Genomic DNA, 24,754 nt, shown 5'->3' with positions numbered 1-24,754 from the left:
AAATTATGCAACCTCTGGTTAATCTGTGGCCGTTGCTTGGCATCGCCGCCATCGTTATTGGTTTCCTGCTGCGCTTTAATCCGGTGCTGGTGGTGGTTATCGCCGGCGGAGTGACCGGCGTAGCGGCGCATATGCCGCTGGCGGATATGCTGGAAAAACTGGGTTCCGGTTTTCTTAATACGCGCAATCTGCCGTTTATTCTGCTGCTGCCGCTGGCGGTTATCGGCCTGCTGGAGCGGCACGGGCTTAAAGAGCGCGCCCAGGCGTGGATAGCGACGATTAAAACCGCCACCGCCGGACGCCTGCTGACGATTTATCTGCTGGTGCGCGAAGCGACGGCGGCGTTGGGCTTAACCAGCCTGGGCGGCCATCCGCAGATGGTGCGTCCGCTGCTGGCGCCGATGGCGGAAGGGGCCGCGGAAAATCGCTACGGCGATCTGCCGGATTCGGTACGCTATCGCCTGCGCGCTATGTCTGCCGCTACCGATAATGTCGGGCTGTTTTTCGGCGAGGATATTTTTGTCGCCTTCGGCGCGATTATCTTTATGCATAACTTTATGCTGGAGTCGGGCGGCATTCAAACCGAGCCGCTGCATATTGCGCTCTGGGGCATCCCCACGGCGGTGAGCGCCTTTATTATTCATGCGCTGCGCCTGCGGCGGCTGGATAAGAAGCTGGCGGCGGAACTGAGCGCGCTGAACCAGGCGGCGCTACAGCAGAAGGGAGGCCGCTAATGTTTCAGCAACAGTATCTGTTTTATCTGGCGGGGGTGATTCTGCTGGTGGTGGCGCTGATGTCGTGGCGCGATAAGGCGAATCCGCGCCGCTTAACCACCGGCCTGTTCTGGGGACTGTACGCGCTGATCTTTTTTATCGGCGACTGGGCCTATCAGCTGGCGGAACAGCTCAGCGCCGGACGCGAAGCGGGCGCGCGCGGGCTGCATATCGCCGTCGGCGTGCTGGTGGTGGCGATGGCGCTGCTGGCGGGCTGCGGCGGCGTGCGGCTCGGACGTTATCACCAGCGCAGTGAAAAAGAGCGTCAGCAGAGCGCCAGCCGCCTCGGCGGGCGTCTGTTTTATCCGGCGCTGGCGATTCCGCTGGTTACCGTAGCGGGCGTGCTGGCCTTTAACCATCTGCCCGGCCTGCAGGAGGCGGTGTTCGGCGCTGGCAATCACGCCACGCTGGTTACGCTGTTCTCGATGACTATCGGCTGCTTTATCGGCTGGCTGCTGGCGCTGAAAATGAGCCGCGAAGGCCCGGCGCAGTCGATGCAGGAGGCGCGCCGCCTGCTGGATGCTATCGGCTGGGCGTTTATTTTGCCGCAGATCCTCGCCACGCTTGGCCTGCTGTTTACCAGCGCGGGCGTAGGCACCGCCATCGCTCATTTAACTTCGCACTATCTGGCGGTTGATAACCGTTTTATCGCCGTCGCCGTTTTTGTGCTGGGCATGGCGCTGCTTACCATGATTATGGGCAACGCGTTCGCCGCCTTTCCAATTATCACCGCAGGCGTCGGTATTCCGATTCTGGTGTTGCAGCATGGCGGCAACCCGGCGGTGATGGCGGCGATCGGCATGTTTTCCGGCTACTGCGGCACGCTGATGACGCCGATGGCGGCCAACTTCAATATCGTACCGGCGGCGCTGCTGGAGCTGCCGGATCGCAATGCGGTAATCAAGGTTCAGGCGCCGACCGGCGTGCTATTGTTAATTGTTAACGTTTTTCTACTCTATTTTTTAATGTTCCTGTGAGGCGATAAATGAGAACGGTGCTGATTACGGCGTTTGAACCTTTTGGCGGCGAACAGATTAATCCCTCATGGGAGGCGGTGCGCCAGCTGCATGAACGCATGGTATGCGGTTGTAAGGTGATGGCGAGGCAGCTGCCCTGCGCCTTTGGCGATGCGTTGAGCGCGCTTTATGCTGAGATGGAGGCGCTGCAGCCGGAGTTGGTGATCGCGGTAGGGCAGGCGGGCGGGCGCGCCGATATTACCGTCGAGCGCATCGGCATTAACATTAACGATGCGCGCATTGCGGATAATAACGGCAATCAGCCGATCGATGAGCCGATTATCCCCGACGGGCCGGCCGCCTATTTCGCCACGCTGCCGATCAAGGCGATAGTTGACGGCATCCGCGAGGCGGGCATTCCCGCCTCGGTGTCGCAAACTGCCGGCACCTATGTCTGTAACCATGTGATGTATGGCCTGCTGCATCGTCTTGCTCAGCAAAGCGATAAGGCGCGCGGCGGCTTTATCCATGTCCCTTATTTGCCGGAGCAGGCGGTAAAACATCCCGGCAGCCCCAGCATGGCGGCACAAACCATCATACTGGCGCTGGAAATGGCGATTACTATTGCGCTTCGCACCGAACAAGATTTGCGCCTGGTTGGCGGCGCAACGCACTGACAGGATCATGTTATGCCAGAAGGACCGGAGATCCGCCGCGCGGCGGATCGGCTGGAAGAAGCCATTGTCGGTAAACCCCTGACGGCGGTCTGGTTTGCCTTTCCGCAGTTGAAAACTTATGAAGACGCGCTGGTCGGCGAGAGCGTGACGGCGATCGAGACGCGCGGCAAGGCGCTGCTGACGCATTTTTCCAACGGGCTGACGCTCTACAGCCATAACCAGCTGTATGGCGTCTGGCGCGTGGTGAAAACCGGCAGCGAGCCGACGACGCAGCGGGTGTTGCGCGTTAAGCTCGCCTGCGCCGACTGGACTATTCTGCTTTACAGCGCCTCAGATATTGAGATGCACAATGCCGATACGCTGGCGGCGCAGCCCTTTTTGCAGCGTATCGGGCCGGATGTGCTGGATATGCGTTTGACCGAAGAGGACGTCCGCGAACGCTTACTTTCTCCGCGCTTCCGGCGGCGTCAGTTTAGCGGTCTGCTGCTCGATCAGGCTTTTCTTGCCGGGCTGGGTAATTATCTGCGCGTGGAGATTTTATGGCAGGCGGAGCTGGCGCCGCAGCATCGGGCGCAGGACTTAACTGAAGCGCAGCTGACGCGGCTGACGCAGGCGCTGCTGGCGATTCCGCGCCACTCTTACCGGATGCGCGGCACCATGACCAGCGCGCATCACGGCGCCGCGTTTGAATTTAAGGTGTTTCATCGCGCGGGTAAGGCGTGCGAGCGCTGCGGCGGTACGATTGAGAAAACCACGCTGTCGTCGCGCCCTTTTTACTGGTGCCCCGGCTGTCAGCACTAACTGGACGTTGCGGGTAATAAAAAAGGGCCGGCTGGCCCTTTAGTGATTATTACCGTGCTGTCGCAGGAGAGATGTCCCGTTCGCAAAGACGCAAAAGACCGCATCCCTGCCAGCTCGGCCCGCGCCCTCCATGGCGCGGGACGCTTTGCTCTTTGGTACATGTCTCCCGCTCCTTAGCTTTAGCGATAATCTGCAAGACCCGCAGGCCCTTTTTAATGCTTATTTCGGCAGGTTAGATTCAAACTCGCGCTGAGCGTAACCGGTATAGAGCTGGCGCGGACGGGCAATCTTCATGCCTTCGTCATGCATCTCTTTCCAGTGGGCAATCCAGCCGACGGTACGCGCCATCGCGAAGATAACGGTAAACATCGACGAAGGAATCCCCATCGCTTTCAGGATGATGCCGGAGTAGAAATCGACGTTCGGATAGAGCTTACGTTCAATAAAGTAGGGGTCATTAAGCGCAATATGCTCCAGCTCCATGGCCACTTCCAGCAGATCATCCTTCATGCCCAGCTCGTTCAGCACTTCGTGGCAGGTTTCACGCATTACCGTGGCGCGCGGATCGTAGTTTTTATAAACACGATGACCAAAGCCCATCAGACGGAACGAATCGTTCTTGTCTTTCGCGCGCTTCACGAATTCCGGAATATGATCTTTATGGCTGATCTCTTCCAGCATGCGCAGACAGGCTTCGTTGGCGCCGCCGTGCGCCGGTCCCCACAGTGAAGCGATACCGGCAGCGATACAGGCGAACGGGTTAGCGCCGGATGAGCCGGCGGTACGCACGGTAGAGGTAGAGGCGTTCTGCTCATGATCGGCGTGCAGAATCAAAATGCGATCCATAGCGCGTTCCAGCACCGGGTTCACGGTATATTCCTCGCACGGCGTGGCGAACATCATATGCAGGAAGTTGCCGGCATAGGAGAGATCGTTGCGCGGATAAACAAACGGCTGGCCGATAGAATATTTGTAGCACATCGCGGCGACGGTCGGCATCTTGGAAAGCAGACGGAAAGCGGCGATTTCACGGTGACGCTCAAGATTGACATCCAGCGAGTCATGATAGAAAGCCGCCAGCGCGCCGGTCACGCCGCACATTACCGCCATCGGGTGCGAATCGCGTCGGAAACCGTGGAACAGACGGGTAATCTGTTCGTGAATCATGGTATGGCGCGTCACAATGGTGCGGAACTCTTCAAACTGCTCCTGGGTCGGCGCTTCGCCGTTCAGCAGGATATAGCAGACTTCAAGATAGTTAGACTGAGTGGCGAGTTGATCGATCGGATAACCACGATGAAGCAGAATGCCTTCATCACCGTCGATATAAGTGATTTTGGATTCACAGGACGCAGTAGAGGTAAAACCTGGGTCAAACGTGAATAAACCTTTAGAGCCAAGGCTTCGTACATCCACCACATCCTGACCCAGCGTGCCCTGTAGCACGTCAAGCTCAACAGGCGTTTCACCGGTTACGGTGAGCGTCACTTTTTTATCAGACATTTACAGTCTCCTTAGCGCCATGTTTGATGGATCTTTGACACCAGAATTAGCAACATGCTGCGAAGCGCCAGAAAAAACTGTCGGCTGTCTACTCTGTGGCATGGGTTGCGTGCAGGGTACAGAGTGACGGGCGCGGTTGGAAAAGCTGCCGGCAAACATGATACTAATGCGTTCTGCGGTTGTTAAAGATCCGTTCTGGTCATTATGAATCTTAACTAGTAATCTGATGCGTTTAGCAATTTAATTCAATCACTGTTACATAACTTACCATTAGGGGAAAGTGTATCCCCATAACTTTTACGCATCACAGGAATTTTGTGCCTTAGTTTGTAACTGAAATGTTTAAGTTTTGTCAAATCAGATAATTAAATTTGTTTAAAATGTGAAATTCGTGAGATCGATCACTGTTCTGCCTAAATGTCCCCAAAGCTTTTGTAGAGGAATTGTAATAATAATGTGATCGTCCTATACTGCCGCCAGGTCTCCGGAATACCCTGACACCAGGAGCCACCCAGCGTTTTACCGCTTCAATTAACACTGGATGTTGCTGTTTTGGTGCCGGTGCACGAGTCTGACCACGCCCGTGATCGGCTTTCACCTTCAGGCCCGGAGGAAGCAAAATAAGAAAGGCTGTGTGGGCAAAACCGTGAAAAAACAAAGACCTGTCAACTTGGATCTCACTACGATCCGGTTTCCCGTTACTGCAATTGCGTCCATTCTCCACCGCGTTTCCGGCGTCATTAGCTTTGTGGCCGTCGGTATTCTGCTCTGGCTACTGGGTCTCTCGCTCTCTTCCCCCGAAGGCTTCCTGCAGGCGTCCGCCGTAATGAACAGCTTCTTCGCTAAGTTCATTATGTGGGGCATCCTTACCGCGCTGGCCTGGCATATCGTCGGCGGCGTGCGCCATATGCTGATGGACTTCGGATATCTGGCTGAAACTCAGCGCACAGGCAATAGCTCGGCGCGTATCGGTTTTGGCATTACTGTCGTGCTTTCAATTCTGGCTGGAGTCCTCGTATGGTAAGCAATGCTACTGCACTGGGGCGCAATGGCGTTCAGGACTGGCTGCTGCTGCGTGCCACAGCGATCCTCATTACGCTTTACACCCTGTATATCCTCGGCTTCATCATTATGTCAGATACGCTGACCTATGATATCTGGCGCGCCTTTTTCGCCTCGTCCTTTACCAAAGTCTTCACGCTGCTCACCCTGTTTTCTACCGTGATTCACGGCTGGATCGGCATGTGGCAGGTACTGACCGACTACATTAAACCGCTGGCGTGGCGTCTGCTGCTGCAGCTGGTGATTGTCGTCGCGCTGTTGGTATATGCGATTTATGGAACTGTTGTGGTGTGGGGTGCGTGAGATGAATTTGCCAGTCAGAGAGTTTGATGCCGTAGTGATCGGCGCAGGCGGCGCAGGTATGCGCGCGGCCCTGCAAATTTCCCAGTCGGGTCAGAGCTGCGCCCTGCTGTCTAAAGTTTTTCCTACCCGTTCCCATACGGTTTCCGCGCAGGGCGGCATCACCGTCGCGTTAGGCAACAGCCATGAGGATAACTGGGAATGGCATATGTACGATACCGTTAAAGGTTCCGACTATATCGGCGACCAGGACGCGATCGAATATATGTGTAAAACCGGCCCGGAAGCGATTCTGGAGCTGGAACATATGGGCCTGCCGTTCTCCCGTCTTGACGATGGCCGTATCTATCAGCGTCCGTTCGGCGGCCAGTCGCGCAACTTCGGCGGCGAACAGGCGGCGCGTACCGCAGCCGCAGCCGACCGTACCGGTCACGCTCTGCTGCACACGCTGTATCAGCAGAACCTGAAGAATAAAACCACTATCTTCTCCGAGTGGTATGCGCTCGATCTGGTGAAAAACCAGGATGGCGCCGTTGTCGGCTGTACCGCGCTCAGCATTGAAACCGGCGAAGTCGTCTACTTCAAAGCGAAAGCGACGGTGCTGGCTACCGGCGGCGCGGGCCGTATCTATCAGTCCACCACCAATGCGCATATCAACACCGGCGACGGCGTCGGCATGGCGCTGCGCGCCGGCGTACCGGTGCAGGATATGGAGATGTGGCAGTTCCACCCAACCGGCATCGCCGGCGCCGGCGTGCTGGTGACCGAAGGCTGCCGCGGTGAAGGCGGCTACCTGCTGAATAAGCATGGCGAACGCTTTATGGAGCGCTATGCGCCGAACGCCAAAGATCTGGCGGGCCGTGACGTGGTGGCGCGTTCGATGATGATCGAAATTCGCGAAGGCCGCGGCTGCGAAGGTCCGTGGGGGCCGCACATTAAGCTGAAACTGGATCATCTGGGTAAAGAGGTGCTGGAATCGCGTCTGCCGGGCATTCTGGAGCTGTCGCGCACCTTCGCCCACGTCGATCCGGTAAAAGAGCCGATTCCGGTTATCCCAACCTGCCACTATATGATGGGCGGCATTCCGACCAAAGTGACCGGTCAGGCGCTGACGCTGAATGCGCAGGGCGAAGAGGTAATCGTGCCTGGTCTGTTCGCGGTAGGCGAAATCGCCTGCGTATCGGTGCACGGCGCCAACCGCCTCGGCGGCAACTCGCTGCTGGATCTGGTGGTGTTCGGCCGTGCTGCGGGTCTGCATCTGCAGGAATCTATCCAGCAGCAGGGCGCGCTGCGCGACGCCTCCCCGGACGATATCGATGCCGCGATGGCGCGTTATCAGCGCTGGGATAACAACGTCACCGGCGAAGATCCGGTAGAGATTCGCAAAGCGTTGCAAAGCTGCATGCAGAACAACTTCTCGGTATTCCGTGAAGGCGATGCGATGGCGCAAGGGCTGGAGGATCTGAAACAGATTCGCGAACGCCTGAAATTCGCGCGCCTGGATGACCGTTCCAGCGATTTCAACACCCAGCGCATTGAGTGTCTGGAGCTGGATAACCTGATGGAAACCGCCTTCGCTACCGCCGTTGCGGCGAACTACCGCACGGAAAGCCGCGGCGCCCATAGCCGTTTTGACTACCCGGATCGTGACGATGAGAAATGGCTGTGCCATTCGCTCTATCTGCCGCAAACCGAAAGCATGACGCGCCGTGAGGTAAACATGCAGCCGAAACTGCGCCCCGCTTTCCCGCCGAAAGTGCGCACCTACTAATTTGCGGAGAAGAGACGATGAGACTCGAATTTTCCATTTATCGTTATAACCCGGATGTGGATGACGCGCCCCGTATGCAGGATTACACCCTGGAAGCGGAAGAGGGACGCGACATGATGCTGCTGGACGCGCTGATCAAGCTGAAAGAAAAAGATCCGTCGCTGGCGTTTCGCCGCTCCTGCCGCGAAGGCGTTTGCGGCTCCGACGGGCTGAATATGAACGGGCGCAACGGTCTGGCCTGCATCACGCCGGTCTCGGCGCTGGGCAACGGCAAACAGAAGATTGTCATCCGTCCATTGCCGGGCCTGCCGGTGATCCGCGACTTAGTCGTGGACATGGGCCAGTTCTACAAGCAGTATGAGAAGATTAAGCCTTACCTGTTGAATAATGGCGAAAATCCGCCGGCGCGCGAGCATTTGCAAACGCCGGAAGAGCGCGCACATTTAGACGGGCTGTATGAGTGTATTCTGTGCGCCTGCTGCTCAACCTCCTGTCCGTCGTTCTGGTGGAACCCGGATAAATTCGTTGGGCCTGCGGGGCTGCTGGCCGCTTATCGCTTCCTGATTGACAGCCGCGATACCGAAACCAACGCGCGTCTGGACAATCTCAGCGATGCTTTCAGCGTCTTCCGCTGTCACAGCATTATGAACTGCGTTAGCGTTTGTCCGAAAGGATTAAACCCGACGCGCGCCATCGGCCATATTAAGTCGATGCTGCTGCAGCGTAACGCATAACGCCACAAGCGATCCGGGAACCCAGGTTCCCGGATATTTTACGGAAACCCCGGTAAGCGCTGGCAGCGGAATGAGGCTGTAGCAACGCTTACCAAGGTTCCCTTACGGGCCAGGGCATCGGTTGCCCGCTGCGCTCGTATCGATGAACTGGATCTGGCTGTGCCGCGCGCTTTACAAGCAAGTGCGGGGCGCAGCGTTGGGCAAGCCGGTAACCCGGCAACAATGAAACCTCGAATAAAGCATGTAATGCTTAAGGGATCACAATGCAGAACAGCGCAATGAAGCCCTGGCTTGACTCCTCCTGGCTGGCCGGCGCGAACCAATCTTACATAGAGCAGCTCTATGAGGATTATCTCACCGATCCTGACTCTGTTGATGCTGTATGGCGTGACATGTTCCAGCAGCTTCCCGGCACCGGGCTCAGGCCTGAGCAGTTCCACTCCTCTACGCGCGATTATTTCCGCCGTCTGGCGAAAGATACCTCGCGCTATGCCGCTTCCGTTGGCGATCCCGATGCCAATGCCAAACAGGTTAAAGTCCTGCAGCTTATCAACGCTTTCCGCTTCCGCGGCCACCAGCATGCCAATCTTGATCCGCTGGGGCTATGGCAGCAGGAGCAGGTATCAGATCTCGAACCCGCCTTTCACGGCCTGAGCGAGGCGGATTACCAGGAAACCTTCAACGTCGGTTCTTTCGCTATCGGTAAAGATCGCATGCAGCTCGGCGAGCTGATCAATGCCCTGAAGCAGACCTACTGCGGACCGATCGGCGCGGAATATATGCACATCACCAATACCGAAGAGAAGCGCTGGCTGCAGCAGCGCATCGAGTCGGTGGTGGGGCACGCCTCTTTCAGCACGGAAGAGAAAAAAGGCTTCCTGAAAGAGCTGACCGCGGCGGAAGGGCTGGAACGCTATCTCGGCGCGAAATTCCCGGGCGCGAAACGTTTCTCGCTCGAAGGCGGCGATGCGCTGGTACCGATGCTGCGCGAAATGATTCGCCATGCCGGTAAAAGCGGCACCCGTGAAGTGGTGCTGGGGATGGCGCACCGCGGTCGTCTGAACGTCCTGATTAACGTGCTGGGTAAAAAGCCGCAGGATCTGTTCGACGAGTTCTCCGGCAAGCATAAAGAGCATCTTGGCACCGGCGACGTGAAATATCATATGGGCTTCTCTTCCGACGTGGAGACCGAAGGCGGTATGGTGCATCTGGCGCTGGCGTTTAACCCGTCGCACCTGGAGATCGTCAGCCCGGTGGTGATGGGCTCGGTGCGCGCGCGTCTCGATCGCCTGGATGAGCCGGGCAGCAATAAAGTGCTGCCGATTACCATTCACGGCGATGCGGCGGTTATCGGTCAGGGCGTGGTGCAGGAAACCCTGAACATGTCGCAGGCGCGTGGTTATGAAGTGGGCGGTACGGTACGTATCGTGATCAACAACCAGATTGGTTTCACCACCTCCAACCCGAAAGATGCCCGTTCAACGCAATACTGTACCGATATCGGCAAAATGGTGCAGGCGCCGATCTTCCACGTCAACGCTGACGACCCGGAAGCGGTAGCCTTTGTGACCCGCCTGGCGCTCGATTTCCGTAACACCTTTAAGCGTGACGTTTTTATCGATCTGGTCTGCTATCGTCGCCACGGCCATAACGAAGCGGATGAGCCGAGCGCCACGCAGCCGGTGATGTACCAGAAAATCAAAAAGCATCCGACGCCGCGTAAGATTTACGCCGATCGTCTGGAAGCTGAACAGGTGATCAACCTGGAAGATGCCACGGAAATGGTTAATCTTTATCGTGACGCGCTGGACGCTGGCGAATGCGTGGTGCCGGAATGGCGGCCGATGAGCCTGCACTCCTTTACCTGGTCGCCCTATCTCAACCATGAGTGGGACGAAAGCTACCCGGAAAAAGTGGATGGCAAGCGGCTGCAGGAGCTGGCGAAACGTATCAGCCAGGTGCCGGAATCGGTAGAAGTACAGTCGCGCGTGGCGAAAATTTACAACGACCGCGCCGAAATGGCGGCGGGCAATAAGCCGTTTGACTGGGGCGCGGCGGAAAACCTCGCCTACGCCACGCTGGTAGATGAGGGCATTCCGGTGCGTCTTTCCGGCGAAGATTCCGGGCGCGGCACCTTCTTTCATCGCCATGCGGTGATTCATAACCAGGCGAACGGCTCAACTTACACGCCGCTGCAGCATATCCATAACGGTCAGGGCCAGTTTAAAGTCTGGGATTCCGTGCTGTCGGAAGAGGCGGTGCTGGCGTTTGAATATGGCTACGCTACCGCCGAACCGCGCACGCTTACCATTTGGGAAGCGCAGTTTGGCGACTTCGCTAACGGCGCGCAGGTGGTGATTGATCAGTTCATCAGCTCCGGCGAGCAGAAGTGGGGCCGTATGTGCGGCCTGGTGATGCTGCTGCCGCACGGATATGAAGGGCAGGGGCCGGAACACTCCTCGGCGCGCCTGGAGCGTTATCTTCAGCTGTGCGCCGAGCAAAATATGCAGGTTTGCGTACCGTCTACTCCGGCGCAGGTGTATCACATGCTACGCCGCCAGGCGCTGCGCGGCATGCGCCGTCCGCTGGTGGTGATGTCGCCGAAATCGCTGTTGCGTCATCCGCTGGCGGTCTCTTCGCTGGAAGAGCTGGCGAACGGCAGTTTCCAGCCGGCGATTGGCGAGGTCGACGATCTCGATCCGCAGGCGGTAAAACGCGTGGTGCTGTGCGCCGGCAAGGTCTACTACGATCTGCTGGAGCAGCGCCGTAAAAATGAGCAAAACGATGTGGCTATCGTTCGCGTTGAGCAGCTCTATCCTTTCCCGCATAAAGCGGTACAGGAAGCGCTACAGCCCTATGCGCACGTGCACGATTTCGTCTGGTGTCAGGAGGAGCCGCTGAACCAGGGTGCCTGGTATTGCAGCCAGCACCACTTCCGCGAAGTGGTTCCTTTTGGCGCTTCTTTACGTTATGCCGGCCGTCCGGCTTCCGCTTCACCTGCTGTAGGTTACATGTCCGTACACCTGAAACAGCAGCAAGACCTGGTTAATGACGCGCTGAACGTTGATTAAATAAGGAAAGATAATGAGTAGCGTAGATATTCTCGTTCCCGACCTGCCTGAATCTGTTGCTGACGCCACCGTAGCAACCTGGCATAAAAAACCGGGCGATGCGGTAAGCCGCGATGAAGTACTGGTAGAGATCGAAACGGATAAAGTTATCCTGGAAGTGCCTGCTTCCGCCGACGGCGTGCTGGAAGCCGTGCTGGAAGATGAAGGCGCTACCGTCACCTCGCGTCAGATTCTGGGCCGCCTGAAAGAGGGCAACAGCGGCGGTAAAGAAACCACCGCCAAAGCTGAAAACAAAGAATCTACCCCGGCGCAGCGTCAGTCCGCTTCGCTGGAAGAAGAAAGTAATGACGCGCTCGGCCCGGCGATTCGTCGTCTGATCGCTGAGCACGATCTCGACGCCTCGGCCATTAAAGGCACCGGCGTCGGCGGCCGTCTGACCCGCGAAGATGTGGAAAAACATCTGAAACAGCAGCCTGCCGCCGCGAAAGCGGAGCAGAAGCCAGAGGCCGCGGCGCCGCAGCCGCTGGCTGGCCGCAGCGAAAAACGCGTGCCGATGACCCGCCTGCGTAAGCGCGTGGCGGAGCGTCTGCTGGAAGCGAAAAACAGCACCGCGATGCTGACTACCTTCAACGAAGTGAACATGAAGCCGATTATGGATCTGCGCAAGCAGTACGGCGAAGCCTTCGAGAAGCGTCACGGCGTGCGCCTGGGCTTTATGTCCTTCTACATTAAGGCGGTAGTGGAAGCGCTGAAGCGTTATCCGGAAGTGAATGCTTCTATCGACGGCGACGATGTGGTTTATCACAACTACTTCGACGTCAGCATTGCCGTCTCCACGCCGCGCGGCCTGGTGACGCCGGTGCTGAAAGATGTCGATACGCTGAGCATGGCGGACATTGAGAAGAAAATCAAAGAGCTGGCGATTAAAGGCCGTGACGGCAAGCTGACGGTAGATGAGCTGACCGGCGGCAACTTTACCATCACCAACGGCGGCGTTTTTGGTTCGTTGATGTCCACGCCGATTATCAACCCGCCGCAGAGCGCGATTCTGGGCATGCACGCCATTAAAGATCGTCCGATGGCGGTTAATGGCCAGGTAGTGGTGCTGCCGATGATGTATCTGGCGCTCTCTTACGATCACCGTTTAATCGACGGCCGCGAATCCGTGGGCTATCTGGTGGCGGTGAAAGAGATGCTGGAAGATCCGGCGCGTCTGCTGCTGGACGTTTAACCTTGCCGGGCGCGGTACAAGCCGCGCCCAACGTTATTAATGTTTTCAGACCTGAATGGATAGAACATCATGAACTTACACGAGTACCAGGCGAAACAGCTGTTTGCACGGTATGGCTTACCGGCACCCACCGGCTACGCCTGCACTACGCCACGCGAAGCGGAAGAGGCGGCCTCCAAAATCGGCGCAGGCCCGTGGGTAGTGAAATGTCAGGTTCATGCCGGCGGCCGCGGTAAAGCGGGCGGTGTGAAAGTGGTTAACAGCAAAGAAGATATTCGCGCCTTTGCTGAGAACTGGCTGGGTAAACGTCTGGTCACTTACCAGACGGATGCGGAAGGGCAGCCGGTGAACCAGATTCTGGTGGAAGCCGCTACCGATATCGATAAAGAACTTTACTTTGGCGCGGTCGTCGATCGCAGCTCGCGTCGCGTAGTGTTTATGGCCTCTACCGAAGGCGGCGTAGAAATTGAGAAAGTGGCGGAAGAAACCCCGCACCTGATTCATAAAATGGCGCTCGATCCGTTGACCGGCCCGCAGCCGTATCAGGGCCGCGAGCTGGCGTTTAAGCTCGGCCTGAGCGGCAAGCAGGTAAACCAGTTCACGAAAATTTTTATGGGTCTGGCGACTCTGTTCCTGGAGCGCGATCTGGCGCTGGTTGAGATCAATCCGCTGGTGATCACCAAACAGGGCGATCTCATCTGCCTGGACGGCAAGCTGGGCGCGGACGGCAACGCCATGTTCCGCCAGCCGGAGCTGCGTGAAATGCGCGATCCGAGTCAGGAAGATCCGCGTGAAGCGCATGCTGCGCAGTGGGAGCTGAACTACGTAGCGCTGGAAGGCAACATCGGCTGTATGGTAAACGGCGCCGGTCTGGCGATGGGCACCATGGATATCGTGAAGCATCACGGCGGCCAGCCGGCTAACTTCCTTGATGTCGGCGGCGGCGCGACCAAAGAGCGCGTAACCGAAGCCTTTAAAATCATTCTCTCTGACGATGCGGTAAAAGCGGTATTCGTTAACATTTTCGGCGGCATCGTGCGCTGCGACCTGATTGCCGACGGCATTATCGGCGCGGTAGCGGAAGTCGGCGTCAACGTACCGGTTGTGGTACGTCTGGAAGGGAACAACGCTGAGCTGGGCGCACAGAAACTGGCGGACAGCGGTTTGAATATTATTGCGGCAACCAGCCTGACCGACGCGGCACAACGCGTTGTTGCTGCAGCGGAGGGTAAGTAATGTCCATTCTGATCGACAAAAACACCAAAGTTATCTGCCAGGGTTTCACCGGCGGCCAGGGTACATTCCACTCTGAGCAGGCGCTGGCCTATGGTACGCAGCTGGTTGGCGGCGTAACGCCGGGCAAAGGCGGCACTACCCATCTCGGCCTGCCGGTATTCAATACCGTGCGCGAAGCGGTAGAAGCCACCGGCGCCACCGCCTCGGTGATTTACGTACCGGCGCCGTTCTGTAAAGACGGTATCCTGGAAGCGATCGATGCGGGCATTAAATTAATCATTACCATTACCGAAGGCATTCCGACGCTGGATATGCTGACGGTAAAAGTGAAGCTGGATGAAGCTGGCGTACGTATGATCGGACCGAACTGTCCGGGCGTTATCACGCCAGGCGAATGTAAGATCGGCATTATGCCGGGCCACATTCACCAGCCGGGCCGTATTGGCATCGTCTCCCGTTCAGGGACGCTGACCTATGAAGCGGTTAAACAGACTACCGATATCGGTTACGGCCAGTCCACCTGCGTGGGCATCGGCGGCGACCCGATTCCAGGTTCTAATTTTATCGATATTCTGCAGATGTTTCAGGATGACCCGCAGACCGAAGCTATCGTAATGATCGGCGAAATCGGCGGCAGCGCGGAAGAAGAGGCGGCCGCCTTTATCAAAGAGCACGTCACCAAGCCGGTAGTCGGTTATATTGCGGGCGTGACCGCGCCGAAAGGCAAGCGTATGGGCCATGCCGGCGCCATCATTGCCGGCGGTAAAGGGACGGCGGATGAGAAATTCGCTGCGCTGGAAGCCGCCGGCGTAAAAACCGTGCGTAGCCTGGCGGATATCGGCGATGCGGTAAAAGCAGTTCTTCCTCTGAAATAATCTTAAAGATTATTGGTCAACAAGGCCGCCTGCGGGCGGCTTTTTTTATACTTTGTCTCTGGTTAGGCCACTTCTTACCTTCCGCATCAGGCTAATTCAGCCGCGTACTCCTCTCATTCATTCTTCATGTTTTATATCTGGCATAAATATTGCAAAATATTATTGTTAATAATTGTGGTGCTTGAAGTTTATATATTGTAAATGTTGGCCGCGGAGGCGACAGTGAAAATAATGTTATCGCAAGAATATGAATTAAAAACTTTAGCTGTTTGGCTAAAAGGACAGATCCTTTTAGTAATTAGCTGTTTTTCTAATATTAAAACAACACTAAAGATACACCTAATAAATACATAGATTTAACATCAAAATTACTAACCATACAATTTTCCTCATTAAATTTTAATTTATCTTTGATGTGCGATTAATTATTTGAACTTTAACTTTTCCTGTTGACCTTGTGCTGTTTTGGAGTAAATTGCGCTACATCATTTTTTAGATTTTTACCCCGTTTGTGGTAATTGTGAATCTGGATCAAAAAAATTCTGCAGGCCGCAATAATTTTGCTTTACCGTATCGTTTGTATGGGTATTATATTAGCGTCTCACCAGGGAAAGTATTATTAACTTTTGTTTAACTGCCGTGGGGCAGAGCGGTTCTGTGCGCCTGCTATACGGCAAAAAATAAAAAAACATTCTCAACAGCAATCAGCCTGCCGTTATTTGTTGGCTCGCCAGGGAATAACGCATGCGTTAGTTGCTTTCAGCGAAAGCAAGGGGTCAAGATGTTCGATATCGTCGATCTGTCGCGTTTACAGTTCGCCTTGACGGCGATGTACCATTTTCTGTTTGTGCCACTGACGATAGGACTGTCGTTTCTGTTGGCGATTATGGAAACCGTTTATGTCCTGTCGGGCAAAACTATTTATAAAGACATGACTAAATTCTGGGGCAAGTTGTTTGGCATCAACTTCGCTCTGGGGGTGGCCACCGGCCTGACGATGGAGTTCCAGTTCGGTACTAACTGGTCCTACTACTCGCACTACGTTGGGGATATTTTCGGCGCCCCGCTGGCTATCGAAGCTCTGATGGCCTTCTTCCTTGAGTCAACATTTGTCGGCCTCTTCTTTTTCGGCTGGGATCGTCTCGGCAAAGTTCAGCATATGGCCGTTACCTGGCTGGTGGCGCTGGGCTCCAACCTTTCCGCGCTGTGGATTCTGGTCGCTAACGGCTGGATGCAGAATCCGATTGCCGCCGAGTTCAACTTCGAAACCATGCGCATGGAGATGGTGAGCTTCTCCGAGCTGGTATTAAACCCGGTGGCGCAGGTGAAATTCGTGCATACCGTTGCGGCGGGCTACACCACCGGCGCCATGTTTATTCTCGGCATCAGCGCTTATTACCTGCTGCGCGGGCGCGATATCGCTTTTGCGAAGCGCTCTTTCGCTATTGCGGCCAGCTTTGGTATGGCAGCGGTGCTGTCGGTCATTCTGCTGGGCGATGAGTCAGGCTATGAAATGGGCGACGTGCAGAAAACCAAGCTGGCGGCGATAGAAGCGGAGTGGGAAACCCAGCCGGCGCCCGCCTCCTTTACGCTATTCGGCCTGCCCAATCAGGAAACGCAGCAAAACGACTACGCCGTTCAGATCCCCTGGCTGCTGGGGCTGATCGCCACCCGTTCGGTGGATACGCCGGTAACCGGGCTGAAAGAGCTGATGGCGGAACATGAGGTACGCATCCGCAACGGTATGAAGGCGTATCAGCTGCTGGAAGCGCTGCGCGCCGGCGAAACCGATCCGGCAGTGCGCGAAGACTTTAACGCGCGTAAGCAGGATCTCGGCTACGGCCTGCTGCTGAAACGCTATACGCCGAATGTTGCTGACGCCACGGAAAGCCAGATCAAGCTGGCAACGCAGGATTCCATCCCGCAGGTGGCACCGCTCTATTTCTCCTTCCGCATTATGGTGCTGTGCGGCGTGCTGATGCTGGGCATTATCGGGCTCTCTTTCTGGAGCGTTATCCGTAACCGCATTGGTAAAAATCGCTGGCTGCTGAGGGCGGCATTCTTCGGCATCCCGCTGCCCTGGATCGCCGTTGAAGCGGGCTGGTTCGTGGCGGAGTATGGCCGTCAGCCCTGGGCGATTGGCGAAGTGCTGCCGACGGCGGTGGCTAACTCCTCGCTCACTATCGGCGACCTGCTGTTCTCAATGATTCTGATCTGCGGCCTCTACACGATTTTCGTGGTGATAGAGATGTTCCTGATGATCAAATTCGCCCGTCTGGGGCCGAGCAGCCTGAAAACCGGACGTTATCACTATGAGCAGTCCACTATCGCTTCGCAGCCTGCGCAGTAAAGGAGTCAGCCATGTTGGATTATGAAGTTGTACGTTTTATCTGGTGGGTGCTGATTGGTGTCTTGCTGATTGGCTTCGCTATCGCCGATGGGTTCGATATGGGCGTTGGCATGCTGTCGCGCATCCTGGGACGCACCGATACCGAGCGCCGCGTGATGATTAACAGCATCGCGCCGCACTGGGACGGCAACCAGGTATGGCTGATCACCGCCGGCGGCGCGCTGTTTGCCGCCTGGCCGATGGTTTACGCCGCGGCGTTTTCCGGTTTTTACATTGCGATGATCCTGGTGCTGGCTTCGCTTTACTTCCGCCCGCTGGGTTTCGACTATCGCTCAAAAATCGAGGAGCCGCGCTGGCGTCGGGCGTGGGATATCTGCATTTTTATCGGCAGCTTCGTGCCGCCGCTGGTGATCGGCATCGCGTTTGGCAACCTGTTGCAGGGCGTGCCTTACCATGCCGACGCCTACCTGCGCCTTTTTTATACCGGCAGCTTCTTTGAACTGTTGAACCCGTTTGGCCTGCTGGCGGGCGTGATCAGCGTGGCGATGATTCTGACTCAGGGCGCAGCCTATCTGCAGATGCGCACCGGCGGCGAGCTCGCTTTGCGCGCCCGCGCGGCGGCGCAGATCTCCGCGCTGGTGATGCTGGTGGCGTTTGCGCTGGCCGGCGTTTGGGTGGTGTATGGCATTGAAGGCTACGTTGTAACCAGCACGCTCGATCATGCGGCGGTATCTAACCCGCTGAATAAAGAAGTCGCACGTCAGGCGGGCGCCTGGCTGATTAACTTCCAGCGCTATCCTCTGCTGTGGCTGTTTCCCGCGCTGGGCCTGCTGCTGCCGCTGTTGACGGTAGTCTGTTCGCGGCTGAAAAAGGGCGCATGGGCGTTTCTTTGCTCCTCGCTGACGCTGGCCTGCGTGATCCTTACTGCCGGTGTGGCGATGTTCCCGTTCATTATGCCCTCCAGCACGCAGCCTAACGTGAGCCTGACGATGTGGGACGCCACTTCAAGCCTGTTAACCCTCAACCTGATGCTGTATGTGGCGATGGTGTTCGTGCCGATCATCCTGATCTACACCAGCTGGTGCTACTACAAAATGTTCGGGCGCATCACTAAAGAACATATAGAACGTAACACTCATTCACTTTACTAACGGAGGCGACAAGCTATGTGGTACTTTGCCTGGATTCTCGGAACGCTGCTGGCCTGCGCCTTCGGTATTATCACCGCGCTGGCGCTGGAACATATAGAAGAAAGCGCGCCGCAGGATAACGCCTGAGGCGGGTTGTTCGCCAGCGGCGGCATCGTGCGCTAACAGAAGAGGGCCCGCAACGGGCCCTTTTCTTGTTACCGCCCTGGCGGCAAGGAAAATTTTTGTCAACCAATCTGTATTTAGTCCCACCTTACGCCAGTAAATATCACGAAATTTTTGTCAATAGTTTCCCTTTGATAATTATTTTATCTGCGCTCTGAAGACCCATTCCCAAGCCGTTTGCACTTGCGTATAGTAGCAACGTTTAAAAAGCATTACCGGGATGTAAAGTGAGTACAACGCTGTTTCGCTGGCCGGTACGTGTCTATTACGAAGATACGGATGCCGGTGGCGTGGTTTACCACGCCAGCTATATTGCTTTCTATGAACGAGCACGTACTGAAATGCTGCGCGAGCGTCATTTCAATCAGCAATCGCTGCTTGAACAGCAGATTGCTTTCGTTGTTCGTCGTATGACGGTTGATTACATTGCTGCTGCGCGTCTGGATGAACTGCTTGAGGTTCAGAGCGAGGTAACGACGATGAGTCGGGCCACCATGACGTTCAGGCAACGTATTGTTAACGCGGAAGGCAAGGTGCTCAATGAAGCGGAAGTCCTTATTGCCTGCATCAACCCACACCTCATGAAGCCGATAGCGCTTCCCAAGTCTATTGTCGCGGAGTTCAAGCAGTGACTGACATGAATGTTCTTGATTTGTTCCTGAAGGCAAGCCTTCTGGTCAAACTTATCATGTTGATTTTGATCGGGTTTTCTATTGCGTCCTGGGCAATTATCATCCAGCGTACCCGCATTCTCAACGCGGCGGGGCGTGAAGCGGAAGCCTTTGAAGATAAATTCTGGTCGGGCATTGAGCTTTCCCGCCTTTACCAGGAAAGCCAGGCGCGCCGCGACGAGCTAAGCGGCTCAGAGCAGATCTTTTATGCCGGCTTTAAAGAGTTTGCCCGCCTGCACCGTGCTAACAGCCATGTGCCGGAAGCGGTGGTGGATGGCGCCAGCCGGGCGATGCGCATCTCGATGAACCGTGAGCTGGAGGCGCTGGAAAACCATATTCCTTTCCTTGGCACCGTAGGCTCCATCAGCCCCTATATCGGCCTGTTTGGTACGGTGTGGGGGATTATGCACGCCTTTATCGCGCTGGGGGCGGTGAAACAGGCCACGCTGCAAATGGTGGCGCCGGGTATCGCCGAAGCGCTGATCGCGACCGCCATCGGCCTGTTTGCCGCTATTCCGGCGGTTATGGCCTATAACCGCCTTAACCAGCGCGTGAATAAGCTGGAGCAGGGCTACGACAACTTTATGGAAGAGTTCACGGCTATCCTGCACCGTCAGGCATTCTCCAGCGACAGTAAAAAGTAAGCCGAGGTGAGCTATGGCCAGAACGCGTGGTCGCGGTCGCCGCGATCTGAAATCAGAAATTAATATTGTTCCGCTGCTGGACGTGCTGCTGGTGCTGCTGCTGATCTTTATGGCGACGGTGCCGATTATCACCCAGAGCGTGGAGGTGGATCTGCCGGACGCCACGGATGCGAAAACCGTCGCCAGCGATGATAATCCGCCGGTGATCGTGGAGGTCGCAGGCGTTGGACAGTACAGCCTGGTGGTCGATCACGATCGCATGGAACAGCTGCCTGCCGAGCAGGTGGTGGCAGAAGCGCAGCGTCGACTGGAAGCGAATCCGAAAACGGTATTTCTGATTGGCGGTGCGAAAGATGTCCCCTATGACGAAATTATCAAGGCGCTGAACCTGCTGCATCAGGCGGGTGTGAAATCAGTCGGCCTGATGACGCAGCCAGTTTAATTATTCCGTAACCGTTTTTTGGGAACCGAGCGTGTCGAAGGCATCCGAACAAAACGATAAGTTAAAACGCGCGATAATCATTTCAGTGATACTGCATATCGTTATGATTGCATTACTGATTTGGAGTTCGTTTGACGAAAAAATCGAGGCCAGCGGCGGTGGCGGCGGCAGCGATATTGACGCTGTCATGGTCGATCCGGGCGCGGTGGTTGAGCAATATAATCGCCAGCAAAACCAGCAAAGCGACAGCCGTCGGGCTGAGCAGCAGCGGCAGAAAAAGGCGCAGCAGCAGGCTGAGGAACTGCAGCAAAAGCAGGCCGCAGAACAGCAGCGCCTGAAAGAGCTGGAAAAAGAGCGGCTGCAGGCGCAGGAAGAGGCGAAAAAGCAGGCGCAGGAACAGGCCGAGCAGCAGCGTCAGGCTGAAGAGGCGATGAAGCGCGCGCAGGAGCAGCAGAAAGCGGCGGAAGCCGCCGCGGCGAAAGCGAAAGCCGAGGCGGCGGAACAGGCGAAGGCCGCCGCTGCTGAAGCGAAGGCCAAAGCGGAAGAGCAGGCGAAAGCCGCTGCAGCTGCGGCAGCAAAAGCCAAAGCGGAAGAACAGGCGAAAGCCGCCGCGGCCGAGGCGAAGAAAAAAGCGGAGCAGCAGGCGAAAGCGCAGGCGGCCGCCGATGCCAAAGCGAAAGCTGAGGAAAAAGCCAAAGCTGCGGCGGAGGCGAAAGCAAAAGCTGCGGCGGAAGCGAAGGAGAAAGCGGCGCAGGAAGCCAAAGAAAAAGCGGCGGCCGATGCCAAAGCGAAAGCAAAGGCAGCGGCGGACGCCAAAGCCAAAGCAGCTGCGGAAGCGAAAGCGAAGGCGGCAGCGGACGCGAAGAAAAAAGCGGCGGCGGAAGCAGCCAGCGATAGTAGCGCGGTAGATGATCTGCTGGGCGGCCTGACATCAGGTAAGAACGCACCTAAAACCGGACAGTCCGGCGGCGCGGCAGGCAAGGGCGCGCAGAAGAAATCAGGCGCTTCCGGGGCGGCTATCGACAGCTATCTCGGACAGGTAAAAGGGGCGATAGAGAGCAAGTTCTACGATTCCGATACCTTTAAAGGGCGTACCTGCAACGTGCGCATCAAGCTGGCGCCGGATGGACTGCTGATTTCAGCGACGGCGGCGGGCGGCGATGCGGCCCTGTGTCAGGCGGCGATCAACGCGGCGCGCATGGCGCGGATGCCGAAGCCGCCAAGCCAGGATGTCTGGCAGGCGGTGAAGGACGCGGTGCTGGAATTCAAGCCTTAATAATGCAGTAACAAATGGTAGGTTGAACTATGGTTAGCTTGCCATACTCTGTATGGTTTTAGCTAATCGTCGTCAGGAACAGTGCGAATTATCGTGGACGTAACGTTCAGATAAGGGAGAGAAAATGAAGCAGGCACTACGTGTAACCTTAAGCTTTTTTCTTCTTCTGTGGGCAGCGATGCTGCACGCGGAAGTACGCATCGAAATTACCCAGGGGGTAAACACGGCGCGTCCGATAGGCGTCGTCCCGTTTAAATGGGATGGCCCCGGCGCGGCGCCGGAAGATATCGGCGGCATTATCGCTGCCGATCTGCGCAACAGCGGCAAGTTTAATCCGCTGGATCGTTCTCGTCTGCCGCAGCAGCCGACCAGCGCGGCGGAAGTGCAGCCGGCAGCCTGGACGGCGCTGGGCATCGATGCCGTCGTCGTGGGGCAGATTCAGCCCGGCGCTGACGGCAGCTATACCATCTCTTATCAGCTGGTTGATACTTCCGGTTCGCCGGGCACCGTGCTGGCGCAAAATCAGTATAAGGTCACGAAGCAGTGGCTGCGCTATGCGGCGCATACCGCCAGCGATGAAACTTTCGAGAAGCTGACCGGTATTAAAGGCGCTTTCCGTACCCGCATCGCTTATGTAGTGCAGACCAACGGCGGTCAGTTCCCTTACGAGCTGCGCGTTTCCGATTATGACGGCTATAACCAGTTTGTGGTGCACCGTTCGCCGCAGCCGCTGATGTCGCCGGCCTGGTCGCCGGACGGCAGCAAGCTGGCCTATGTTACTTTTGAAAGCGGCAAATCGGCGCTGGTTATTCAAACGCTGGCGAATGGCGCCATTCGTCAGGTGGCATCGTTCCCGCGTCATAACGGCGCGCCGGCCTTCTCGCCGGATGGCTCGAAGCTGGCGTTTGTACTCTCTAAAACCGGTAGCCTTAACCTGTACGTCATGGATCTTGGCTCCGGACAGATTCGCCAGGTAACCGACGGCCGCTATAACAGCACCGAACCGACCTGGTTCCCGGACAGCCAGAGTCTGGCCTTTACTTCAGACCAGGCGGGACGTCCGCAAATTTATAAAATTAACGTCAATGGCGGCACTGCGCAGCGCATTACCTGGGAAGGTTCACAAAACCAGAATGCTGGCGTTGCCACCGACGGCAAATCTATGGTGATGATCAGCACCAACGGCGGCGCGCAACACGTCGCCAGACAGGATCTGGAAACGGGAGCCGTGCAGCAATTAACGGACACGTTCCTGGATGAGACGCCAAGTCTCGCACCTAACGGCACGATGGTAATCTATAGCTCTACTCAGGGGATGGGTTCCGTGTTGCAGTTGGTTTCGACAGACGGGCGTTTCAAAGCGCGTCTTCCGGCTACCGATGGACAGGTCAAATTCCCTGCCTGGTCGCCGTATCTGTGATGCATGTGTAAATATGTATAGCAACTTATAACAGGATTTAGAAATGCAACTGAACAAAGTGCTGAAGGGTTTAATGCTGGCTCTGCCGGTAATTGCTGTGGCTGCATGTAGCTCGCACAAAGACAACAACAACGACCAGACCAACGGTATGGGCGCTGATGGTGCTTACGGCAGCGGTAGCGGCAACGGCATGAACGGCGGCAACATGTCCTCTGAAGAGCAGGCGCGTCTGCAGATGCAGCAGCTGCAGCAGAACAACATCGTTTACTTCGATCTCGATAAGTATGACATCCGTTCTGATTTCGCTCAGATGCTGGATGCGCACGCGACTTTCCTGCGTAGCAACCCCTCTTACAAAGTGACTGTCGAAGGTCATGCGGATGAGCGCGGCACGCCGGAATACAATATCGCGCTGGGCGAACGTCGTGCTAACGCGGTTAAAATGTATCTGCAGGGCAAAGGCGTGTCTGCCGATCAGATCTCTATCGTTTCTTACGGTAAAGAGAAGCCGGCTGTTCTTGGTCATGACGAAGCGGCGTACTCCAAAAACCGTCGTGCCGTGCTGGTATACTAAGAGAATCACATGATTAGTAGCTTCAGAACTCATCTGTTGAGTCTGTCGTTACTGACTGGCATAGCGGCCCCCTGGGCCGCTATTGCTCAGGCTTCAATCAGTAACGTCGGCTCCGGCTCGGTAGAAGATCGGGTCATCTCTCTTGAGCGCATCTCCAATTCGCAGGCTCAGCTTCTTCAACAGCTACAGCAGCAGCTTAACGCAACGCAAAGCGATATCGATTCGCTGCGCGGTCAGATTCAGGAAAACAGCTACCAGCTAAACCAGGTGGTTGAGCGGCAAAAACAGATCTATCAACAGATAGACAGTCTGAGCAGCGGCGCTTCAGCCAGCGCGGGCGGCGCAGCGGCTTCAGGCGACAGCGGCGCGGCAGATAGCGCGGCGAGCGCCTCGGCGGCGTCGGTACAAAGCGGCGATGCGAATAGCGATTACAACAGCGCAGTGGCGCTGGTGCTGGAAAAGAAACAGTACGATCAGGCGATTACTGCTTTTCAGGCCTTTGTGAAAAAATATCCTGACTCTACCTATCAGCCAAATGCGAATTACTGGCTGGGTCAGCTAAATTACAACAAAGGCAAAAAAGATGATGCGGCCTATTATTTCGCTACCGTGGTGAAGAATTATCCTAAATCGCCAAAAAGCGCGGAAGCGCTGTATAAGGTTGGCGTGATCATGCAGGATAAGGGCGACAACGCGAAGGCGAAGGCGGTCTATCAGCAGGTAATTAAACAGTACCCGAATACCGAAGCGGCGAAGCAGGCGCAAAAACGCGCTGCGGGGCTGTAATTGCGTTAAGTTGACCAGATTTCGCTGGATTTCTGGTCTTAACGCCTGAAAGGTAAGCAGTTGAGCCGTCTCAGGGAAAATAGTGGTTGCGCTGAAAATGTAAATCGGTAATATATGCCGCCGTTGACGGGGCATAAGCGATTATGTTTCGGCAGGCAAAAAAGTGGGTCGTTAGCTCAGTTGGTAGAGCAGTTGACTTTTAATCAATTGGTCGCAGGTTCGAATCCTGCACGACCCACCAATTTAATGCCATATCCGGTGTAAGCCGGCAGGATAAGAAGCTGCAGC

At 56.1% G+C, this 24,754-nt stretch carries 23 protein-coding genes and 1 tRNA gene; 23 read left to right on the top strand and 1 reads right to left on the bottom strand.

Translation table 11 applies throughout. The features are described 5' to 3' along the window. The first annotated feature begins 5 nt into the window (after positions 1-5). The 4 genes from FKM52_RS14860 to nei are packed head-to-tail and all read left to right on the top strand — an operon-like array spanning position 6 to position 3,207. The gene (locus FKM52_RS14860; RefSeq protein WP_141176959.1) at positions 6-734 is read left to right on the top strand and encodes a DUF969 domain-containing protein; all 729 of its coding nucleotides are present in this window, start codon (positions 6-8) and stop codon (positions 732-734) included. Further along, on the top strand, positions 734-1,750 hold the full coding sequence (locus FKM52_RS14855) for a DUF979 domain-containing protein (RefSeq protein ID WP_141176958.1): 1,017 nt from the start codon (positions 734-736) through the stop codon (positions 1,748-1,750). Before FKM52_RS14860 ends, FKM52_RS14855 begins: the two co-directional genes overlap by 1 nt. Before the next feature lie 8 nt (positions 1,751-1,758). Next, positions 1,759-2,406 (top strand): pyroglutamyl-peptidase I, encoded by a 648-nt coding sequence (gene pcp, locus FKM52_RS14850; protein WP_141176957.1) that lies wholly within the window; start codon positions 1,759-1,761, stop codon positions 2,404-2,406. A gap of 12 nt (positions 2,407-2,418) precedes the next feature. After that, positions 2,419-3,207, top strand: coding sequence for an endonuclease VIII (nei, locus tag FKM52_RS14845; protein WP_141176956.1), 789 nt, complete (start codon positions 2,419-2,421; stop codon positions 3,205-3,207). Between the two features lie 219 nt (positions 3,208-3,426). Here nei and FKM52_RS14840 read toward each other — a convergent pair whose 3' ends face one another. Next, positions 3,427-4,710, bottom strand: coding sequence for a citrate synthase (locus FKM52_RS14840; protein WP_141176955.1), 1,284 nt, complete (start codon positions 4,708-4,710; stop codon positions 3,427-3,429). A gap of 634 nt (positions 4,711-5,344) precedes the next feature. On the opposite strand from FKM52_RS14840, the gene sdhC reads away from it, so the two are divergent. The 19 genes from sdhC (at position 5,345) to FKM52_RS14745 (ending at position 24,707) form a co-directional block, all read left to right on the top strand. Next, the gene (sdhC, locus tag FKM52_RS14835; protein ID WP_141176954.1) at positions 5,345-5,734 is read left to right on the top strand and encodes a succinate dehydrogenase cytochrome b556 subunit; all 390 of its coding nucleotides are present in this window, start codon (positions 5,345-5,347) and stop codon (positions 5,732-5,734) included. Then, positions 5,728-6,075 carry a succinate dehydrogenase membrane anchor subunit gene (gene sdhD, locus FKM52_RS14830; protein WP_141176953.1) on the top strand — a complete coding sequence of 116 codons (348 nt, stop codon included), beginning with the start codon at positions 5,728-5,730 and terminating at the stop codon, positions 6,073-6,075. Before sdhC ends, sdhD begins: the two co-directional genes overlap by 7 nt. Before the next feature lies 1 nt (position 6,076). Next, the gene (gene sdhA, locus FKM52_RS14825) at positions 6,077-7,843 is read left to right on the top strand and encodes a succinate dehydrogenase flavoprotein subunit (RefSeq protein ID WP_141176952.1); all 1,767 of its coding nucleotides are present in this window, start codon (positions 6,077-6,079) and stop codon (positions 7,841-7,843) included. A 17-nt stretch (positions 7,844-7,860) separates the two neighbouring features. After that, on the top strand, positions 7,861-8,577 hold the full coding sequence (locus FKM52_RS14820; RefSeq protein ID WP_141176951.1) for a succinate dehydrogenase iron-sulfur subunit: 717 nt from the start codon (positions 7,861-7,863) through the stop codon (positions 8,575-8,577). A gap of 263 nt (positions 8,578-8,840) precedes the next feature. Next, entirely contained in the window at positions 8,841-11,648 is a 2,808-nt protein-coding gene (gene sucA, locus FKM52_RS14815) for a 2-oxoglutarate dehydrogenase E1 component (protein WP_141176950.1), read from the top strand. Positions 11,649-11,661: 13 nt separating this feature from the next. Beyond that, entirely contained in the window at positions 11,662-12,879 is a 1,218-nt protein-coding gene (odhB, locus tag FKM52_RS14810; RefSeq protein WP_141176949.1) for a 2-oxoglutarate dehydrogenase complex dihydrolipoyllysine-residue succinyltransferase, read from the top strand. A 69-nt stretch (positions 12,880-12,948) separates the two neighbouring features. Then, complete coding sequence (sucC, locus tag FKM52_RS14805) at positions 12,949-14,115, top strand: ADP-forming succinate--CoA ligase subunit beta (RefSeq protein WP_141176948.1); 1,167 nt, start codon at positions 12,949-12,951, stop codon at positions 14,113-14,115. Then, the gene (gene sucD / locus FKM52_RS14800) at positions 14,115-14,990 is read left to right on the top strand and encodes a succinate--CoA ligase subunit alpha (RefSeq protein WP_141176947.1); all 876 of its coding nucleotides are present in this window, start codon (positions 14,115-14,117) and stop codon (positions 14,988-14,990) included. The genes sucC and sucD overlap by 1 nt, the downstream gene beginning before the upstream one ends. A gap of 781 nt (positions 14,991-15,771) precedes the next feature. After that, on the top strand, positions 15,772-17,340 hold the full coding sequence (gene cydA / locus FKM52_RS14795; RefSeq protein ID WP_141176946.1) for a cytochrome ubiquinol oxidase subunit I: 1,569 nt from the start codon (positions 15,772-15,774) through the stop codon (positions 17,338-17,340). Between the two features lie 11 nt (positions 17,341-17,351). Further along, complete coding sequence (cydB, locus tag FKM52_RS14790; protein ID WP_141176945.1) at positions 17,352-18,491, top strand: cytochrome d ubiquinol oxidase subunit II; 1,140 nt, start codon at positions 17,352-17,354, stop codon at positions 18,489-18,491. 15 nt (positions 18,492-18,506) lie between these two features. Further along, the gene (cydX, locus tag FKM52_RS14785; protein ID WP_141176944.1) at positions 18,507-18,617 is read left to right on the top strand and encodes a cytochrome bd-I oxidase subunit CydX; all 111 of its coding nucleotides are present in this window, start codon (positions 18,507-18,509) and stop codon (positions 18,615-18,617) included. A gap of 263 nt (positions 18,618-18,880) precedes the next feature. Then, entirely contained in the window at positions 18,881-19,285 is a 405-nt protein-coding gene (gene ybgC, locus FKM52_RS14780; RefSeq protein WP_141176943.1) for a tol-pal system-associated acyl-CoA thioesterase, read from the top strand. Next, entirely contained in the window at positions 19,282-19,968 is a 687-nt protein-coding gene (gene tolQ / locus FKM52_RS14775) for a Tol-Pal system protein TolQ (protein WP_141176942.1), read from the top strand. Before ybgC ends, tolQ begins: the two co-directional genes overlap by 4 nt. A gap of 13 nt (positions 19,969-19,981) precedes the next feature. Further along, on the top strand, positions 19,982-20,410 hold the full coding sequence (tolR, locus tag FKM52_RS14770) for a colicin uptake protein TolR (protein WP_141176941.1): 429 nt from the start codon (positions 19,982-19,984) through the stop codon (positions 20,408-20,410). 31 nt (positions 20,411-20,441) lie between these two features. Next, positions 20,442-21,686 carry a cell envelope integrity protein TolA gene (gene tolA, locus FKM52_RS14765; protein ID WP_141176940.1) on the top strand — a complete coding sequence of 415 codons (1,245 nt, stop codon included), beginning with the start codon at positions 20,442-20,444 and terminating at the stop codon, positions 21,684-21,686. Between the two features lie 124 nt (positions 21,687-21,810). After that, positions 21,811-23,106, top strand: coding sequence for a Tol-Pal system beta propeller repeat protein TolB (gene tolB, locus FKM52_RS14760; protein WP_141176939.1), 1,296 nt, complete (start codon positions 21,811-21,813; stop codon positions 23,104-23,106). 43 nt (positions 23,107-23,149) lie between these two features. Then, entirely contained in the window at positions 23,150-23,680 is a 531-nt protein-coding gene (pal, locus tag FKM52_RS14755) for a peptidoglycan-associated lipoprotein Pal (RefSeq protein WP_141176938.1), read from the top strand. Between the two features lie 9 nt (positions 23,681-23,689). Continuing rightward, positions 23,690-24,466, top strand: coding sequence for a cell division protein CpoB (gene cpoB, locus FKM52_RS14750; protein WP_141176937.1), 777 nt, complete (start codon positions 23,690-23,692; stop codon positions 24,464-24,466). A gap of 165 nt (positions 24,467-24,631) precedes the next feature. Beyond that, positions 24,632-24,707 (top strand) — tRNA-Lys (locus FKM52_RS14745). Positions 24,708-24,754 lie beyond the last annotated feature (47 nt).

Origin of the sequence: Mixta tenebrionis (assembly GCF_006517625.1) — a bacterium.
GTDB lineage: Bacteria > Pseudomonadota > Gammaproteobacteria > Enterobacterales > Enterobacteriaceae > Mixta > Mixta tenebrionis.
This window is presented reverse-complemented; position numbering and strand designations above follow the sequence as displayed.